Raw genomic sequence first — 17,152 nt, forward strand, 5'->3', positions numbered from 1 at the left:
TAGGAGATTGGTATGAAGAAACAATATGCGGTACTTGGACTTGGCAGTTTTGGAGAGAGTGTGGCGGTAACGCTGCAGAGCATGGGATGCGAGGTTGTGGCGGTAGACAATCATATGGAGCGTGTTCAGGATATTGCTGACCGTGTGTCTTATGCAATGAAAGCAGATGTGGAAAACCCGGATGTGATCAAGTCTCTTGGAATCAGGAATTTGGATGGAGTGGTTGTGGCAGTTGCGGATAATATGGAAGCAAGTGTCATGGCGACACTGGTTTCGAAGGAGATGGGGGTTCCATATGTGATGGCGAAAGCGAAGAATGACCTTCATGCTACGATACTTAAGAAGATTGGGGCGGATGCAGTGATATTTCCAGAGTATGAGATGGGATGCCGGATTGCGAAGAATCTGATGTCAGCGAATTTTGCGGACTGGATCGCGCTGTCGCCGGATTATAGTATTATGGAGATCCAGGTGCCGAAAGCATGGGTTGGAAGATCGCTTCAGGAATTGGATGTGAGGCGTACCTTTGATGTGAATGTTGTTGGCTTGAAGGAAGGGGAGGCGGTTGAGGTGAATCCTGATCCGGAGAAACCTCTGAAAGAGGGCGCTGTATTGATCCTGGTGGGCGCGAACACAGCATTGGAAAAACTGTAGATAGAAAATGATAGATAGAAAGATTATAACGGGAAAACTGTGGGCTAAGAATTGCAGTAAGATGGAGAAGGGCAGGAAAGCATATGATAACGAGTACTTCAAACCAGAGGATTAAGCATCTGGTGAACTTGAAGAAAAAGCGAAAAGCAAGAGATGAAGAGAAGGTATTCCTGGTAGAAGGCATCCGCATGTTCCGGGAGGTGCCTGTTCGGAAGTTAAGGGAAGTATATGTGACGGAGACATTCTACCAGAGAGAAAAACAGGTGGTGGATCAAGTTCTGGCGGGCAGCCGTATCACCCCGGAGATCTTATCGGATACCGTGTTTTCATATGTGTCAGATACGAAGACCCCGCAGGGAATCTTGTGTGTTGTGGAGCAGATGGGATATACTCTCGATGAGGTGGCAGGGGGAGAATGCCCGCACATCATTGTGCTGGATCATCTGCAAGACCCGGGGAATCTTGGAACGATTCTTCGGACTGCGGAAGGTGCGGGCGTGACCGGAATTGTGATGGATCGGGAATGTGTGGACATCTATAATCCGAAGACGATTCGCTCTACTATGGGTTCGATCTATCGTATGCCATTCTATTATGCGGAAGATCTGAAAACGGCGGTCTGCGACCTTAAGAAAAGAGGAATCCGTACATATGCCGCCCATCTGGAAGGGAAGAGAGATTATGATGAGGAGAATTACTGCCTTCCATGTGCGTTTCTGATTGGTAATGAGGGAAATGGTCTGACGAAGGAGATCGCGGAACTGGCGGATACTTATATTAAGATTCCGATGGAAGGTCAGGTGGAATCTTTGAATGCGGCGATTGCGGCCTCTGTATTGATGTTCGAGGTGGGACGGCAGAGGAGGCGTTCATATCTTAACTAGTGGACGCAGTTCTGAGAAGAAGCATATTCCACGAGGAAGGGACAACATTCCGGGTGTACTTGATTGAGGAATTAAAGTATAGTATTATAATACGAAGAAAAGGTATTTGCTTTTAGATACAGTGGAAAAGAGGCATATGCATATGCAGACTATATACTGGCTATTGTTATTTATCATATTATTGATTATAGAGATTATAACGTTAGGGCTTACTACGATTTGGTTTGCCGGAGGGGCGTTGGCTGCGTTGGCGGCTGAACTGGTTGGATTCGGGACTGTGACTCAGGTGGTGGTGTTCCTAGTGGTGTCCATCGTGCTTCTGGTGATGACAAGACCGATTGCGGTAAAGTATTTTAACCAGGAGAGACAGAAGACGAATGCCGAGAGTCTGATCGGACAGTGTGCGCTGGTACTGGAGGATATCGATACCTTTGAGGGAGCAGGAAGAGTCGAGATCAGCGGGCAGGAATGGGCTGCGAAGACGGACGAGCCTGACGGCAAGATACCGAAGAACACGGTTGTAGTGGTAAATGGAATCCAGGGAGTCAAATTAATCGTACGTCCTAAGGATGAAAGAGACAGGTAGGATGCAGACAGCGTGAAAGGATGTGTGGCTTATCGAACCCATCATTGACATGACAAAAGAATATGGACTTGTATTCGATGGCGGCGGTGCAAGAGGCGCATATCAGATTGGCGCGTGGAAGGCGCTGATGGAGGCCGGTGTGAAGATCCGTGCAGTGGCTGGAACATCCGTGGGTGCGTTAAATGGCGCGCTTGTCTGCATGGGAGATGTGGAGAAGGCAGAGAAGATTTGGCGAGAGATGACATTTTCCACTGTAATGGATGTGGATGATGAATGGATGGAGCGCCTGTTTGACGGAGAGACCACCATGCGTGAATTCCTAAGTGAGATATGGAAACGCTTGAAGGATGGCGGTGTGGATATTGCGCCGCTTCGGGAACTGATCCATGAGACTGTCGATGAGGGGGCAATCCGGGAATGCGGCAAGGAATTCTGTCTGCTTACATTCTCGTTATCGGAATTCAGAGAGTTGGATCTAAGTATAGAAGATATTCCTGAAGGACTCCTGGAAGATTTCCTGTTGGCAAGCGCTTATCTGATTGGATTCAAGAATGAGCGGATTCATGGGAAGAAATATATTGACGGTGGTGTGGTGAACAACGTGCCGCTTAATTCCCTTGTTAGGCGAGGGTATGAAGACATTATAGAGGTAAGGATCTATGGACCGGGGCGTGAGCCGCGCGTGCGGATGCCTAAGGACGGTGTGAAATATGAGATCGCCCCAAAAGTGAAACTTGGCAGTATTATCGAATTCTCTGGCAAACGGAGCCGGCAGAATCTGACGATCGGCTATTATGATGCGAAGCGGATGCTGTATGGCCTGGAGGGTATGATCTATTATCTCAGGCAGACTCACGAGGAAGAGTATTATGAGAGGCTGCTGCAGGAACTAAGGGAGATCGAGAAAGCCGAGATTGCATTTGTGCTGAAATTGTCTCCGGGCTATAAAGATAAGGACTTGTTTCTGGGAATGCTGGAGGCAACTGCCAAATTATTGCACATTCCGAAATATCAGATATACACAGTAGACCAATTATATGATATGGTATATACAAAATATGCAGCATTAAACGACCAGATGAACCTTCCGAGGTTCGTGCACATACTAATAGGATTAAGAGAGGGATTGACGATGAACTTAAAAGGAAGAAATTTTTTGACACTGAAGGATTATACTCCAGAGGAGATTACCTATCTGCTGGATCTTGCGGCAGACTTAAAAGAGAAGAAGAAGAACGGAGTGCTGGTTGATAAATATAGAGGAATGAATGTTGCGCTGATCTTCGAGAAGACCAGTACCAGAACCCGCTGCTCTTTTGAAGTGGCTGCTCACGATATGGGGATGGGAACGACTTATCTTGATCCGAGCGGATCTCAGATTGGCAAGAAAGAGAGTATCGAAGATACTGCACGAGTATTAGGAAGAATGTTTGACGGAATCGAATATCGCGGATTCGGCCAGGAGATTGTAGAAGAACTTGCCAAATATGCAGGGGTTCCGGTATGGAATGGATTGACGAATGAATATCATCCGACCCAGATGCTGGCAGACCTTCTGACGATTCGAGAGCATTTCGGATACCTGAAGGGAATCAAGATGGTATACATGGGAGATGCAAGATATAATATGGGCAATTCCTATATGATCGCATGTGCGAAGATGGGAATGCACTTTGTTGCCTGTACATCCAAGGAATATTTCCCGGATGCAGAATTAGTGGCACTCTGTGAAGAGTATGCGAAAGAGAGCGGTGCAACCATTACCCTGACAGAGGATGTCAAAGAGGGTACGAAGGATGCGGACGTAATCTGTACAGATGTATGGGTATCCATGGGTGAGCCGGATGAAGTGTGGGAAGAGAGAATCCGTGTACTGTCTCCATATAAAGTGACATCAGAAATAATGGCGAATGCTAAGGATACGGCAATCTTCTTGCATTGTCTGCCATCTTTCCATGATCTGAAGACGAAGATTGGAAAAGAGATCCATGAGAGATTCGGCATTGAGGATATGGAAGTGACAGATGAGGTATTCGAGTCTGAACAGTCCAAGGTGTTCGATGAGGCTGAGAATCGTATGCATACGATCAAGGCTGTTATGGTAGCGACATTAGGTGAAAGATAGAGACGGTATGAAATCTGAAATATTGCGTTTGTTAAAGGAAAATGATACTTACCTCTCCGGTCAGCAGATCTGTGATCATTTTCAGGTGTCACGGACGGCTGTATGGAAAGTGATTGAACAATTGAAAAAAGAAGGATATCAGATAGAGGCGGTACGCAACAAAGGGTACCGCCTTGTGGATAGTCCGGATGTTATGTCCAAGGCCGAGATAGAAAGCCTGATGAAGACCCGGTGGGCGGGGAAGAAAGTGGTCTACTATGACGAGACTGATTCTACCAATAACCGCGCCAAAGATGCCGGGGAAAAAGGCGAAGAACATGGCACGTTATTTGTGGCGGACCGCCAAGTGGCGGGCAAAGGAAGAAGAGGAAGATCCTGGGAATCCCCGGCGGGTACCAGTATCTATATGACCATCCTGCTGCATCCGGATATGCTGCCGTCCAAAGCGCCCAGGCTTACGCTTCTTATGGCACTTGCTGTGGCGGAAGGGATTCAGAAGGTGACCGGGCTTGAGTCGCAGATTAAGTGGCCGAATGATATCGTGATTCATGGCAGGAAAGTATGCGGCATCCTGACGGAGATGAGTGCGGAGATCGACTATATTAATTATGTAGTGATTGGCGTGGGAATCAATGTGAATCAGGAGACATTTCCGCAGGAGATACAGGAGCGGGCGGTTTCGCTTAAGGCAGAGTTGGGGACGAATATAAAACGTTCGGAATTGATTGCTGCTACGATGGAAAGTTTCGAAAAGTATTATGAGATCTTCCGAAAGACAGAGGATCTGTCAGGGGTTAGGGAACTATATAATTCTCTGCTTGTGAATATCGATAAAGAGGTTAAGGTGTTAGAACCCGGACATGAGTATGAGGCTTACGCCCTTGGAATCAACGAGACGGGCGAACTGATTGTAAGGCTGCAGGACGGGCAGGAACAAGAAGTGTATGCAGGCGAAGTGTCTGTTAGAGGAGTATATGGATATGTATAATGGAAAAGTGGTACTTTGCGGTGCCAATTCTTACGAAGAGAAATATTACCTCAATCCGGATTTTGAACAGTTGCCGGAGGCGGTTAAGAATGAACTGAAGATTATGTGCGTGCTCTATGTACATGATGTGGGCGGCATTCTGACGCTGGTGTATGAAGAAGATGGGGAATTATGCTTCGAGGTGACATCCGATGAATGCGATCCGATGTTCGACGATATCGGAAGCCAGCTTAAGATTAAGCAGCTGCAGAGGGAGAAACAGGAACTTCTGGAGGCTTTGCAGATGTATTATAAAGTATTCTTCCTGGGGGAAGAAGTGTAGGAGGGACAATATGCTGTTAGTAATAGATGCGGGAAATACCAACATAACACTGGGGGTATTCCGGGGAGAGGAACTGCTTGGAACCTGTCGTATGACGACAAAATTGCCAAGAACTTCGGATGAGTATGGAATTACGTTAAAAGAATTGGTAGAGTTTCAAGGCGTGAAAAGTACAGAGATCGATGCGGTAATCATCGCATCCGTAGTGCCGGATATCATGCATTCGCTTGGAAGCGCGATTATAAAATATTTCTCCGTAAAACCAATGATCGTATCTGCCGGAATTAAAACCGGTATCCGCATTGCGACGGAGAATCCGAAGCAGGTAGGAGCAGACCGCATTGTGGACGCTGTTGCGGCATATACATTGTACGGTGGTCCGGTGATCGTCATCGATTTCGGAACCGCTACAACTTATGATATCGTAAGCCCGAACGGAACATTCGAAGGCGCAGTTATCGCGCCGGGAATCCGTATCTCCGCACAGGCGATGACAGGACAGGCTGCAATGCTTCCGGCGATTGAGATCAAGAAGCCGGATTCCATCATAGCCAAAGAAACTATCGCCAGTATGCAGGCGGGACTTGTATTCGGGCAGATCGGACAGACAGAGTACATTGTCAGGAAGATCAAGGAAGAATCCGGTTATCACGATGCGAAAGTTGTGGCAAGCGGCGGATTAGGCAAGATGATCGCGGCAGAGACGGATGTGATCGACGTGTATGATTCACAGTTGACGCTTAAGGGACTGCGGTTTATCTATGAGAAAAATAAAAGATAGAGAATGTTAAGATTTTAACTGGGGACGTAGTAAAATGCACTTTTACTACGTCCCAAATTGCGAAATGTGGTGTACCTGAATGAATATAAAAGACGTAAAACTTGAGAATCCATACATCCTTGCCCCCATGGCAGGTGTAACCGACCTGCCGTTCCGTCTGTTGTGTAAAGAGCAAGGTGCGGGCTTATTATGCATGGAGATGATCAGCGCCAAAGCGCTGCAGTATAAAAATAAGAATACCAAAGCATTGCTTTCCATCCATCCGCAGGAATATCCGGTATCATTACAGTTATTTGGCTCTGATCCACATATTATTAGCGAGATTGCAAAACAGATTGAAGAACTTCCGTTCCAGATCCTGGATCTCAATATGGGATGTCCGGTGCCGAAGGTGGTGAAGAATGGGGAAGGATCTGCGCTTATGAAGACTCCAAAACTGGTATATGAGATTGTGTATCAGACTGCCCGGGCAATTCAGAAACCGGTAACAGTGAAGATTCGGAAAGGCTTTGATGACGATCATGTAAATGCGGTAGAGATCGCGAAGATTATCGAAGAAGCCGGAGGCGCAGCGGTGGCTGTCCACGGGAGAACCAGAGAGCAGTATTACTCTGGCAAGGCAGACTGGGAGATCATCCGTCAGGTGAAAGAAGCGGTGTCCATTCCTGTTATCGGCAATGGAGATGTGACGTCGGGAGAAAAGGCGCTGGCATTAAGAGAACAGACCGGATGTGACGGTGTTATGATCGGAAGAGGCGCTCAGGGAAATCCATGGATATTCCGGGAACTCGTGGAATATGATAGGACAGGGAGGATGCCGGAGAGACCATCAAAAGAAGTGGTCAAAGAGACCATGCTAAGACATGCAAGACTTCAGATAGAATTCAAAGGAGATTACCTTGGAATCCGCGAGATGCGCAAGCATGTGGCATGGTATACCAAAGGGATGGAAGGTTCTGCAAAACTTAGGGATGATATCAATAAAGTTGAATCCTATGAGGAATTGGAAGAACTTCTGAATACGAGAATAAAATAGAATTATATGAGGCAATCCTATGTCAAAATAGGTTGACATTAAGACGGTGTTTGGGTATAATAATGAAATTGTGAAAGTCTATTTTTTGTCAAAAGATGAACAAAGATGGTACGGTCTACGGATCACCTTTGAAGAATATATTTGGAGCGATAGCATATCCGCCAGGGCAGCCTTGTGATACAAAGCCCGCGGGAATAAAGTATGAGAAAAGAAAGGAAGCAAGACACATGGAAGCAAAGAAAAGGTTACTTACTTATGCCGGGCTTAAGGCATTGGAGGATGAACTGGAGCATTTGAAAGTGGTAAAGCGTAAAGAAGTTGCGGGCAAGATCAAAGAAGCCAGAGAACAGGGAGACCTCTCAGAGAATGCAGAATACGATGCTGCAAAAGATGAGCAGCGTGACATAGAGGCACGTATCGAGGAATTAGAAGGCATCCTTAAGAATGCAGAAGTTGTGGTGGAGGATGAAGTAGACTTTGATAAGATTAACGTGGGATGTACAGTAAAAGTATATGACAAGACATTTGACGAAGAGATGGAATTCAAACTGGTAGGTTCTACAGAAGCGAACAGCCTGGAAGGGAAGATATCCAATGAGTCACCGGTAGGTCAGGCACTGATCGGCTGCAAGGTTGGAGATTCTGTTGAAGTTGAGACCCAGGCAGGTATTATGGAGTATGAAGTGCTTCATATCAGCCGTTCTATGTAGGTTCCGGAAGAATATGGCTGGTGTATTGTGGATTAATGTATTCGCGAAAATCGCGTCAATGCAGCAGTTTGTTATTAAAGCAATAAAACAGTATAAAGGCAGAGATATATCAGACTCCCTGATCCGGGGAGTCTGAATTTGAACATATGAAAGGAGAGGGAAACGTGGCTGAACAGCAGAAAAAAGTACAGGAACAGGATGTAAACCAATTAAGAAAGGTTCGCCGTGAAAAACTGGCAGATCTTCAGGCAAATGGTAAGAACCCGTTCGAGATCACGAAATATAACGTAACATGTCATGCGATGGATATCAAAGAGAACTACGAGGAGATGGAAGGCAAGCACGTAGCACTTGCAGGCCGTATCATGCAGAAGCGTGTCATGGGAAAAGCATCTTTCTGCAATATTCTTGACCAGAGCGGCAATATCCAGTCTTATGTTGCAAGAGATAGCATTGGCGAAGATTCGTATAAAGATTTTAAGAAAATGGATATCGGAGATATCATTGGCCTGGAAGGTGAAGTGTTCAAAACTAAGACGGGCGAGATATCTATCCATGCATCAGCCGTGACTCTTCTTTCTAAGAGTCTACAGATCCTTCCGGAGAAGTTCCATGGCTTGACGAATACAGATATGCGTTACCGCCAGAGATATGTAGATCTGATCATGAATACGGAAGCAAGAGATACATTTATCAAGCGTTCTAAGATCTTAAGTTCTATCAGAAGATATCTGGACGGACAGGGATTCCTGGAGGTAGAGACTCCTATGCTGGTAAGCAACGCAGGCGGAGCTGCGGCAAGGCCGTTTGAGACACATTTTAATGCATTGGGTGAAGACTTTAAACTGCGCATCTCTTTGGAATTATATCTGAAACGCCTGATTGTAGGAGGACTTGAGAGAGTCTATGAGATTGGACGAGTATTCCGTAACGAAGGTCTGGATACCAGACATAACCCAGAATTTACGCTGATGGAATTATATCAGGCATATACGGATTATAACGGAATGATGGATCTGACAGAGAACTTGTATCGCCATGTGGCACAGGAGGTGCTTGGAACTACGACGATCACATACAATGGCGTAGAGATGGATCTTGGCAAGCCATTTGAGAGAATCACGATGGTAGATGCAGTTAAGAAATATGTCGGTGTTGACTGGAATGAGATTACAACGCTGGAAGAGGCCAGAAAGGCTGCGGATGAGCATCATGTAGAGTATGAGGAGCGTCATAAGAAAGGAGATATCCTGAATCTGTTCTTTGAAGAGTTTGTGGAGGAGCATCTGATCCAGCCGACATTCGTAATGGATCATCCGATTGAGATCTCTCCGCTGACCAAGAAAAAACCAGAGAATCCGGAATATGTAGAGCGTTTCGAGTTCTTCATGAATGGATGGGAGATGGCGAATGCTTACTCAGAGTTGAATGATCCGATTGATCAGAGAGAACGTTTCAAAGACCAGGAAGAGCAGTTGGCACAGGGGAATGAGGAAGCGAATACGACAGATGAAGACTTCCTGAATGCATTGGAGATTGGTATGCCTCCGACAGGTGGCATTGGATTCGGGATTGACAGAATGTGTATGTTATTAACTGATTCTGCGGCGATTAGGGATGTGTTGTTGTTCCCGACAATGAAGTCCTTAGATGGTGTAAATAAGAAAAATGATGTAAATAATCAGGCTTCTGAAACAGCAGAAAAAAATGTAGAAGCAGCACCGGAAAAGATTGATTTCTCAAAAGTAAAGATTGAGCCTTTATTTGAGGAAGCAGTTGATTTTGACACATTCTCAAAGTCAGATTTCAGAGCCGTTAAGGTAAAAGAATGTGTAGCAGTACCGAAGTCAAAGAAGCTGTTGCAGTTTACCCTTGATGACGGAACAGGCGAAGACCGCACGATTTTAAGCGGTATTCACGAGTATTATGAGCCGGAAGAACTGGTTGGAAAGACTTGCATCGCTATCGTAAATCTTCCGCCGAGAAAGATGATGGGAATTGACTCCTGCGGTATGCTGATTTCGGCAGTACACGAAGAAGATGGTCGTGAAGGCTTAAATCTTCTTATGGTAGATGACCGTATTCCGGCAGGTGCAAAGCTCTATTAAGATGATGTAAAGATGTACCGTTTTATCAAATAGACGGGACGTACTTCATTTGATAAAAAACTAAAAAAACAGCGATTTACATCAAACTTACATCAATTGATGCAGAAATCGGTGCAAGCAAGAAAAAATCGCATAATTAGCAGAATGAATGGGCAGTCCTGAAATCGGGATTGCCCATTTTTAGAAGAAAGACGAAAAACCCTTGACCTATACGCAGCGTATACGCTTATACTATCCACATAAATCATAAGGAGGTGCATCCGATGTTATTGAATGAAATTGTAAATGAGGTTGGAATGACAAAGCGTGCAGTTAAGTATTATGAAGAAAAAGGATTGCTGTCAGTGGATAAAGATAACAATGGTTATCGTAACTATACTGCACAAGATGTTGAAACTTTAAAAAAGATTTCAGTATATAGAAAACTCGGTATTAGTATTAAAGACATACAGAGCCTTTTGGAAACTGGCGACAAAAGTATTCTTCTTCGTATTTATCAAGAAAAAGTGCAGGAAAAAGTTTTAAAAGACTCAGAACTTGAAGCTTTGAAGCAATTTATAGATGATGGTGACGCAGACAAAGCTAATGAGGCACTTGATTATCAAACCGTTGAAAATGCGATTGAGTCTTTGCTACCGGGAAAAGAATGGGGAGATTATTTTAAAAGTCATTTCAAACCATTTCTTAATGTAAGGTTGAAGACTCTGGAACAGAAGCAAGCACTACAGAATATATTAGAATATTGCGATGAAACGACATTGAAAGTTCCTTTTATCATGGGAATAGGTGCGAAGATGATAGGTGGGGTTGCACAAGAAATCAGAACCGCAGATGAGATGATAGCCTATTATCGTGATATGAGTGAAAGTGACTACGAAAGCTTAAAAGAAAAAGTATGGAAAGGTGCTAAAATGAAAAACAGTATAATGAAATATCATCCGGCATTTGTTTCACAGAGAAAAATGCAGAAAGAGTTACAAAATAAAGGCTATAACGATATATTCATTCCTAATTTGATGGTTCTGTCTCCAACGTATGCAGAATATAAGAAAGCGTTAGATAATGTGAACGATAGAATGTGTAGAGAACTTGGACTGTATTATGATAGCAATTACAACTTAGTTATTAAAAAAGATAATTCTAAGTAAAAGTTAAACTACCCTTTGAGAGAGGAGAAATCCTTTTCTCAAAGGGCTTTTTCTATTTATACGGATATTCGCAAACTACTAGATAAAGCCAAAACTTCATATACTCTAAGCACAAGGAGGTTGAGGTTTGGCTATGAACAACAGTTTAACAGAAGTACATCCGGAGCTTGTTTCGGAGTGGTCGGAGAAGAACTTACCGCTTACACCTGATGACATTACTTTCGGTTCAAATAAAAAAGTATGGTGGAAAGGTGCTTGCGGTCACGAATGGCAGACAAGCATTAAGGCTCGTTCCAATGGAGAAAAATGCCCTATATGTTCCGGTGCGAGAGTGATTGCAGGGATTAACGATTTGGCGACATTAGAGCCGCTACTGGAAAAGCAGTGGTCGGAAAAGAATAAGATAAAACCGACAGAAGTTTCTATTGGTTCTCATAAGAAAGTGATATGGAGATGTGAAAAAGGACACGAGTGGGAAGCTGCTGTTAAGAGCAGGACAATAAATAAAACTGGTTGCCCGTATTGCTCCCATAATAAAGTGTTGGCAGGATTTAATGACCTTGCAACACTTCTGCCGGATATAGCAGCCGAGTGGTCGGACAGAAATTATCCGACACTTCCAACGCAGGTTACGGTCTTTGCCAATCGTAAGGCTTGGTGGAAGTGTAAGGATTGCGGCAGAGAGTGGAACACCCTTATTTCTACCCGTTCCGGTGGCAGTAAATGCCCGTATTGCAGTGGGTACATATTCCTGAAAGGGTTTAACGATTTGCAGACAACACACCCTGAAATTGCTTCTGAGTGGTCGGAGAAGAACTTACCATTGAAGCCTGATGAAGTAAATGCAAAGTCGAGGAAAAATGTCTGGTGGAGATGCGGTAAATGCGGTAACGAGTGGAAATCAGTTATCAATGCCCGTGTGAAAGGTACGGTATGCCCTGTTTGTGCGGAGAGAGAAGTCCTTGCCGGATATAATGATTTGGCGACCACAGACAGTCAGCTTCTCAGCGAATGGGATTATGAACAGAATAAATTGAAACCGACACAAGTATCACGAACTTCAGCAAAGAGAGCGTGGTGGAAATGTTCACTCGGACACTCTTGGAAAGCAAAAATCAGCGACAGAACAATTCTTAAAGGAAAATGTACCGTATGCGAAAGCCAATATCGCTCCGTGTTCCCCGGCTTGGCTGTTGCCTATTACGCAAATCAAAAAGGATTAAAAGTGCAGCTCGGTTCAGATAAACTATTAGGAATACCACTTGAAACCTACATTCCGTCAGAAAAGCTGGCGATAGAATTTACGAGCGGCTCAGAACAGATGGAGGTTCTCAAAAGCCACTTATGCAAGCAGCGAAATATAAAACTCGTTAAACTCCCTTTTAAGACAACCGAAACGGAAGCGGAATATTCCGACAGAGTAAAAGCAGTTTTCAAAAGCGTACATATCTTTATTTATTCTGACACTGATGCAGATGTTTTGGTAATCAGAGCAAAATTTAATGAATGGAGGAAAAGACTATGAGAGAAGAAAAGTTCCATATCTATCTTAATGATGACGAATATGGCAGAGTAATACAATCACTTATCCGTTTGAAGAACAGCCTGATAGCACAAGGCAGATATACCGACGGGGTTGACGATGTTCTCTGCAAGGTAATGTCAGCCAAGAAAAGAAAGCTCAAAATCAAATATTTCTGAATAAGAAAAGAGACCGCCTACAGGATGTAAGCGGTCTTTGATTATTGTAGAGTAAGTAGTAAGTCCGACAAACTGGAATTTTCACATTATCTATTACAATGTAAATAATGCTTTTTCGTAGTCCTTAACATAATACTTAATATTGGTTTTACCTTTTTGGATTACGATATGTCCCTCTTTTTCAAGCATCTCCTTTTGTGCCTCAACGCCTCCTGGATACTTTGCATTTAATTCCCCTTTTGCTTTTAATGTTCTCCAATAAGGGGTTTTATCTTCTGCACGCTGATAACTCGCCCATGCAACTATCGAAACAAAAATTCCAGCTGTAATTGGCTCTGTAAAATCAGCACCATTTTGTTTAGCAAAGAATTCCCTTATTGTACCTACTGTAAGTAATTTTCCACAAGGCACAAGTCGCATTACTTTGTCGTAGTCAATAGGTGGGGCAAAATACATTTTATCTCCACCATATTTTTCGATGCTCTTTTCATCTGTTATGATTTGAACTTTTGGCATATCCTTGCTATCCATAAGCATAGCATTAAAATCTTTTTTATCTTCATTTGCCATAATGTATCACCTCCAAACCAATCATATCTTAATAAACGAAACCATACAATGAGACAGTTTTAAAAATCCTTACGAAACTTCAAATTTTCATGTGTTCGACAAACTGGAAGTTGTCTATTGTTAAATATTTGTAACAAATTCTTCTATCAAACTATTTATCTGTTCAGGTTTGTCTGTATTAGAATTATGTCCAGCTCCTTCAATCCATGTTAAAGGAATTTTCGTGTTTCTATGCCACGCTTTGTTATACCGTATGCACGAACCGGCATGATCCTGTGTACCGCATATCAACAAAGCTGGACACTTAAGCTCATACGGCAGATTCTTTTCCATTGCCTCTGCCAAAATACGAAAGCCATGTCCGGCAATTTGTGCATAACGCTTTTGGTTACCGTCATAAACCTGCATCATTTCACGCATTAAATTTCTGCCATAAACAGATGTGGCAACACCTTCCGTTCCCGATTTCAGTAGCCACTTCCATGGATAATGAGCATATACCGGTTCCATCCGCTTCAAAAGCCAGATTTCAACCGCAGTCACATACTTTCGTTGCAACGGTGCAGAGTCAATGGAAACAAAACCTTTCAACTGGTTTGGATAGAGTTGTGCATAAGCCTGCCCCACATATCCACCCATAGATTGTCCAACAATGACAGGTTTGTTGATTTCTTCTTGATTTAAAATTTCGTTCAACCATTTTGCTTTATCGAACAAATCAAAATCAAACCGAAACGGCCATGAGGTAGCGTGTGCCGGTGCATCCCACACCACAATATTATACTTTTTCTCAAAAAACAGAATCTGCTTATCAAACAATCTATGGTCAGCGGTCAATCCCGGCAAAAAAACAAGGGTAATTGCATTCAGGCTTGATATGCTTGTCCAGTAGTGGATTGTTCCGCAACGAGTCTGATATGTCTTTTCTTTCATTGTTGTTTTCTCCTCCATAACTTCCGATTTGTTTTTCTCTGGATTTCATATTATACACCAAAATTGTGAATATTTCTACCCGCCGTCTATTGACCTCAATTTTGAGGAAAATAGGCGGCTTTTTTTCGTTCAGAAAAAATTTTTTCAAGAAATTTTTTCAAAAGTAGCGATTTTGGGTGTGCATTTCATACACCTTTGTCCAAATGAGTGAAGGGGTTCATTCCGGATAGCAAAACCGGAAGCCTTTTCACTTGAAAATTGAATAAGTCATTCACTAAGACTTTATTTCTGATGATAGCTACTTTAGCAGGTACGCCGTGATTTCTGTATTTCAGAATAGCGAGAACTCCGGCTATGAGTATCGGGTTGCCCCTGATATGGCGATGACAGTCAGAATGATAATGATACTTCTCTACGGAGCTGGCGGAGTACCCGGCAGAGGTTAGAATCCTATGATACAGATAAGCAGTCTGTTCCTTAGTGACTTCCCATAAGCGTTTTGCTTGGCAAGGGGTGTTGAGAACAAATATTGCTATGACCGATTAGGAAATGAGTCGGTCAGGTACATAGCCATAATGCGGTGGCTATGAATTTTCAGAAAGGAGGGCAAAAAGAAGTGTCAAACTGCAAAACGATTTCCGTATGTAACCAGAAAGGCGGAGTCGGAAAGACCACCACAACAGTTAATCTTGGAGTCGGGCTTGCAATGCAGGGCAAGAAAGTATTGCTCGTAGACGCAGACCCGCAGGGCGATTTAACGACTTGTCTTGGCTGGCAGGATACAGACGGCTTGGGTATCACGCTTGCAACGAAACTCACAGATGTAATCAATGAAACGATGACAGACCCTATGGTTGGTATCCTGCACCACGAAGAAGGTGTTGACCTTGTTCCGGCAAACCTTGAACTTTCAGCAATGGAATTTAACCTTATGAACGCAATGAGCAGAGAAACTACACTCAAGAACTATCTGAGTCAAGTGAAGAACAGATATGATTATGTAATTATAGACTGTATGCCTTCACTTGGTATGGTTACTCTCAATGCTTTATCGGCGGCAGACAGTGTTATCATTCCGGTTCAGGCTCAGTATTTGCCTGCAAAGGGTATGACACAGCTTGTGCAGACCATTTCAAAAGTAAAGAAGTATATCAATCCTGATATTAAGATAGACGGTATGCTGCTTACTTTGGTGGATAGCCGAACAAACCTTGCAAAGAGTACGGTGGAAGCACTCAGGGCAAACTTCGGTAATCAGATAAGAATGTATCGAACACAAATTCCGATTGCCGTAAAAGCCGCAGAAACTTCTTCAAAAGGCAAAAGCATTTATGCTTATGAGCCAAACAGCACAGTGTCAAAGGCATACGCTGAATTTACAAAGGAGGTGTTAGCCGATGGCAGGAAGAAAGAGCGACTTCACTCTCACGAAGCTCGATGATTTATTTACCACTCAGGCACAGAGAGATGAAGAACAGCTTTCAAAAATCCGAGATATTCCGTTGGAGCTGATTGATGATTTCCCCGACCACCCGTTTAAGGTCAGGGATGATGAGGATATGATGCAGCTTGTGGAGAGTGTCAAGGAAAGAGGGGTTATTACTCCGGCAACGGTAAGGCAGAAAGAGGACGGCAGATACGAACTTGTTTCAGGACACAGACGAAAGCGAGCGTGTGAACTGGCAGGATTTGAAACCCTGAGAAGTGAGATTGTAGACCTGAACAGAGATGAAGCGACCATTTTAATGGTTGAGAGTAATTTTCAGAGGTCAGAGATATTGCCAAGTGAAAAAGCCTTTGCCTATAAAATGCGTTTGGAAGCAATGAAAAGACAAGCAGGCAGACCTACAAAAAATAATTTAGTCCCAGTGGGACAAAATTATTCAAGGGAAGAACTTGCTGCACAAAGTGGAGAAAGTCAAACACAAATACAGCGTTATATTCGTCTGACAAACCTTGTTCCTGAACTGCTTGAATTTGTTGATGAGGGGCGTATTAAAATGCGTCCTGCCGTAGAACTTTCTTATCTTGATGAAGATTGCCAGCGTGATGTGGTTGACGAAATCGACTTGAATGACGCAACCCCGTCACACGACCAGACAATCCGTATGCGAAAGTTATTCAACGAGGGCAACCTTACAACCGAAGCAATCCACGCTGTTATGTCTGAGGAAAAGCCGAACCAAAAGGAAAAAATCGTGTTGAGGGGCGACAGAGTAAGACAGCTTATCCCGAAAAACATTCCCGTCAGTCAGACGGAGGATTTTGTCTGCAAAGCATTGGAGCATTACAACAAGTTTTTGCGTAATCGTGCAGAACGTGACAGCAGATAGCCTGTTTTACAGTTCCCCTTTCTCACACTCTAACCCCTTAGTTATACTTTTACCTACCGAAAATGATATATACTATCTCACTTGAATATAACTATCTCAAAGTATATGTCTATCTCTAAGGGGGAATCGCACAGTATGAACAGACTGGAGGTGTATGCTAAAATGAAAAATTAACGAAAAATCCGCATTTGTTTTTCGGCAGGTAAATCTTGTCGTAAGAGAAAATCCACAAAGGCACATCGTAGAAATACGGTGTGTTTTTCAATTTTACAG

At 43.6% G+C, this 17,152-nt stretch carries 17 protein-coding genes; 15 read left to right on the top strand and 2 right to left on the bottom strand.

All coding sequences use genetic code 11. The annotated features are described in order from the left end of the window. The first annotated feature begins 12 nt into the window (after positions 1-12). The 13 genes from ACQRBN_RS05365 to ACQRBN_RS05425 all read left to right on the top strand — a co-directional run bounded on the left by ACQRBN_RS05365 (position 13) and on the right by ACQRBN_RS05425 (position 13,043). Positions 13-654, top strand: a complete 642-nt coding sequence (locus ACQRBN_RS05365; protein ID WP_427737958.1) for a potassium channel family protein — start codon at positions 13-15, stop codon at positions 652-654. An 83-nt stretch (positions 655-737) separates the two neighbouring features. After that, positions 738-1,538 carry a TrmH family RNA methyltransferase gene (locus ACQRBN_RS05370; protein WP_427737959.1) on the top strand — a complete coding sequence of 267 codons (801 nt, stop codon included), beginning with the start codon at positions 738-740 and terminating at the stop codon, positions 1,536-1,538. Between the two features lie 142 nt (positions 1,539-1,680). Then, on the top strand, positions 1,681-2,124 hold the full coding sequence (locus ACQRBN_RS05375) for an NfeD family protein (protein ID WP_427737960.1): 444 nt from the start codon (positions 1,681-1,683) through the stop codon (positions 2,122-2,124). Positions 2,125-2,155: 31 nt separating this feature from the next. Beyond that, positions 2,156-4,249, top strand: a complete 2,094-nt coding sequence (argF, locus tag ACQRBN_RS05380; protein ID WP_427737984.1) for an ornithine carbamoyltransferase — start codon at positions 2,156-2,158, stop codon at positions 4,247-4,249. A gap of 7 nt (positions 4,250-4,256) precedes the next feature. After that, positions 4,257-5,237: a biotin--[acetyl-CoA-carboxylase] ligase gene (locus tag ACQRBN_RS05385; protein ID WP_427737961.1), complete on the top strand. Its 981-nt coding sequence runs from the start codon at positions 4,257-4,259 to the stop codon at positions 5,235-5,237. Beyond that, the gene (locus ACQRBN_RS05390) at positions 5,230-5,559 is read left to right on the top strand and encodes a DUF6145 family protein (protein WP_427737962.1); all 330 of its coding nucleotides are present in this window, start codon (positions 5,230-5,232) and stop codon (positions 5,557-5,559) included. The genes ACQRBN_RS05385 and ACQRBN_RS05390 overlap by 8 nt, the downstream gene beginning before the upstream one ends. Before the next feature lie 10 nt (positions 5,560-5,569). Beyond that, positions 5,570-6,340, top strand: a complete 771-nt coding sequence (locus ACQRBN_RS05395; RefSeq protein ID WP_427737963.1) for a type III pantothenate kinase — start codon at positions 5,570-5,572, stop codon at positions 6,338-6,340. A gap of 79 nt (positions 6,341-6,419) precedes the next feature. Beyond that, the gene (gene dusB, locus ACQRBN_RS05400) at positions 6,420-7,376 is read left to right on the top strand and encodes a tRNA dihydrouridine synthase DusB (RefSeq protein ID WP_427737964.1); all 957 of its coding nucleotides are present in this window, start codon (positions 6,420-6,422) and stop codon (positions 7,374-7,376) included. Positions 7,377-7,603: 227 nt separating this feature from the next. Continuing rightward, entirely contained in the window at positions 7,604-8,086 is a 483-nt protein-coding gene (greA, locus tag ACQRBN_RS05405; protein WP_427737965.1) for a transcription elongation factor GreA, read from the top strand. A gap of 146 nt (positions 8,087-8,232) precedes the next feature. Then, positions 8,233-10,194, top strand: coding sequence for a lysine--tRNA ligase (gene lysS, locus ACQRBN_RS05410; protein ID WP_427737966.1), 1,962 nt, complete (start codon positions 8,233-8,235; stop codon positions 10,192-10,194). 263 nt (positions 10,195-10,457) lie between these two features. Continuing rightward, positions 10,458-11,342 (top strand): MerR family transcriptional regulator, encoded by an 885-nt coding sequence (locus tag ACQRBN_RS05415; protein WP_427737967.1) that lies wholly within the window; start codon positions 10,458-10,460, stop codon positions 11,340-11,342. Between the two features lie 133 nt (positions 11,343-11,475). Beyond that, positions 11,476-12,867, top strand: coding sequence for a zinc-ribbon domain-containing protein (locus ACQRBN_RS05420; protein WP_427737985.1), 1,392 nt, complete (start codon positions 11,476-11,478; stop codon positions 12,865-12,867). Beyond that, the gene (locus ACQRBN_RS05425; protein ID WP_117526579.1) at positions 12,864-13,043 is read left to right on the top strand and encodes a hypothetical protein; all 180 of its coding nucleotides are present in this window, start codon (positions 12,864-12,866) and stop codon (positions 13,041-13,043) included. Before ACQRBN_RS05420 ends, ACQRBN_RS05425 begins: the two co-directional genes overlap by 4 nt. A gap of 93 nt (positions 13,044-13,136) precedes the next feature. On the opposite strand, the gene ACQRBN_RS05430 is transcribed toward ACQRBN_RS05425, so the two are convergent. Both ACQRBN_RS05430 and ACQRBN_RS05435 read right to left on the bottom strand, forming a co-directional pair. Beyond that, on the bottom strand, positions 13,137-13,613 hold the full coding sequence (locus ACQRBN_RS05430) for an MGMT family protein (protein ID WP_015512791.1): 477 nt from the start codon (positions 13,611-13,613) through the stop codon (positions 13,137-13,139). A gap of 120 nt (positions 13,614-13,733) precedes the next feature. Next, positions 13,734-14,546: an alpha/beta fold hydrolase gene (locus ACQRBN_RS05435; RefSeq protein WP_015512792.1), complete on the bottom strand. Its 813-nt coding sequence runs from the start codon at positions 14,544-14,546 to the stop codon at positions 13,734-13,736. A gap of 616 nt (positions 14,547-15,162) precedes the next feature. On the opposite strand from ACQRBN_RS05435, the gene ACQRBN_RS05440 reads away from it, so the two are divergent. Next, positions 15,163-15,987 (top strand): ParA family protein, encoded by an 825-nt coding sequence (locus ACQRBN_RS05440; RefSeq protein WP_427737968.1) that lies wholly within the window; start codon positions 15,163-15,165, stop codon positions 15,985-15,987. Further along, a complete protein-coding gene (locus tag ACQRBN_RS05445; RefSeq protein ID WP_055290558.1) occupies positions 15,944-16,879 on the top strand; it encodes a ParB/RepB/Spo0J family partition protein in 936 nt (311 codons plus the stop codon). Before ACQRBN_RS05440 ends, ACQRBN_RS05445 begins: the two co-directional genes overlap by 44 nt. The last annotated feature ends 273 nt before the right edge of the window (positions 16,880-17,152 follow it).

This window comes from Bariatricus sp. SGI.154, from assembly GCF_050313795.1.
Classification (GTDB): domain Bacteria; phylum Bacillota; class Clostridia; order Lachnospirales; family Lachnospiraceae; genus CAMBRQ01.

Excerpts from the sequence above, each read along its gene's own strand:
- ACQRBN_RS05420 (WP_427737985.1), top strand. The coding sequence starts at position 11,476 with ATGAACAACAGTTTAACAGAAGTACATCCGGAGCTTGTTTCGGAGTGG.
- ACQRBN_RS05395 (WP_427737963.1), top strand. The coding sequence starts at position 5,570 with ATGCTGTTAGTAATAGATGCGGGAAATACCAACATAACACTGGGGGTA.
- ACQRBN_RS05415 (WP_427737967.1), top strand. The coding sequence starts at position 10,458 with ATGTTATTGAATGAAATTGTAAATGAGGTTGGAATGACAAAGCGTGCA.
- ACQRBN_RS05435 (WP_015512792.1), bottom strand. The coding sequence starts at position 14,546 with ATGAAAGAAAAGACATATCAGACTCGTTGCGGAACAATCCACTACTGG.
- greA (WP_427737965.1), top strand. The coding sequence starts at position 7,604 with ATGGAAGCAAAGAAAAGGTTACTTACTTATGCCGGGCTTAAGGCATTG.
- ACQRBN_RS05445 (WP_055290558.1), top strand. The coding sequence starts at position 15,944 with ATGGCAGGAAGAAAGAGCGACTTCACTCTCACGAAGCTCGATGATTTA.
- ACQRBN_RS05365 (WP_427737958.1), top strand. The coding sequence starts at position 13 with ATGAAGAAACAATATGCGGTACTTGGACTTGGCAGTTTTGGAGAGAGT.
- ACQRBN_RS05370 (WP_427737959.1), top strand. The coding sequence starts at position 738 with ATGATAACGAGTACTTCAAACCAGAGGATTAAGCATCTGGTGAACTTG.
- ACQRBN_RS05390 (WP_427737962.1), top strand. The coding sequence starts at position 5,230 with ATGTATAATGGAAAAGTGGTACTTTGCGGTGCCAATTCTTACGAAGAG.
- ACQRBN_RS05385 (WP_427737961.1), top strand. The coding sequence starts at position 4,257 with ATGAAATCTGAAATATTGCGTTTGTTAAAGGAAAATGATACTTACCTC.
- ACQRBN_RS05425 (WP_117526579.1), top strand. The coding sequence starts at position 12,864 with ATGAGAGAAGAAAAGTTCCATATCTATCTTAATGATGACGAATATGGC.
- dusB (WP_427737964.1), top strand. The coding sequence starts at position 6,420 with ATGAATATAAAAGACGTAAAACTTGAGAATCCATACATCCTTGCCCCC.
- ACQRBN_RS05430 (WP_015512791.1), bottom strand. The coding sequence starts at position 13,613 with ATGGCAAATGAAGATAAAAAAGATTTTAATGCTATGCTTATGGATAGC.
- ACQRBN_RS05375 (WP_427737960.1), top strand. The coding sequence starts at position 1,681 with ATGCAGACTATATACTGGCTATTGTTATTTATCATATTATTGATTATA.
- lysS (WP_427737966.1), top strand. The coding sequence starts at position 8,233 with ATGAAAGGAGAGGGAAACGTGGCTGAACAGCAGAAAAAAGTACAGGAA.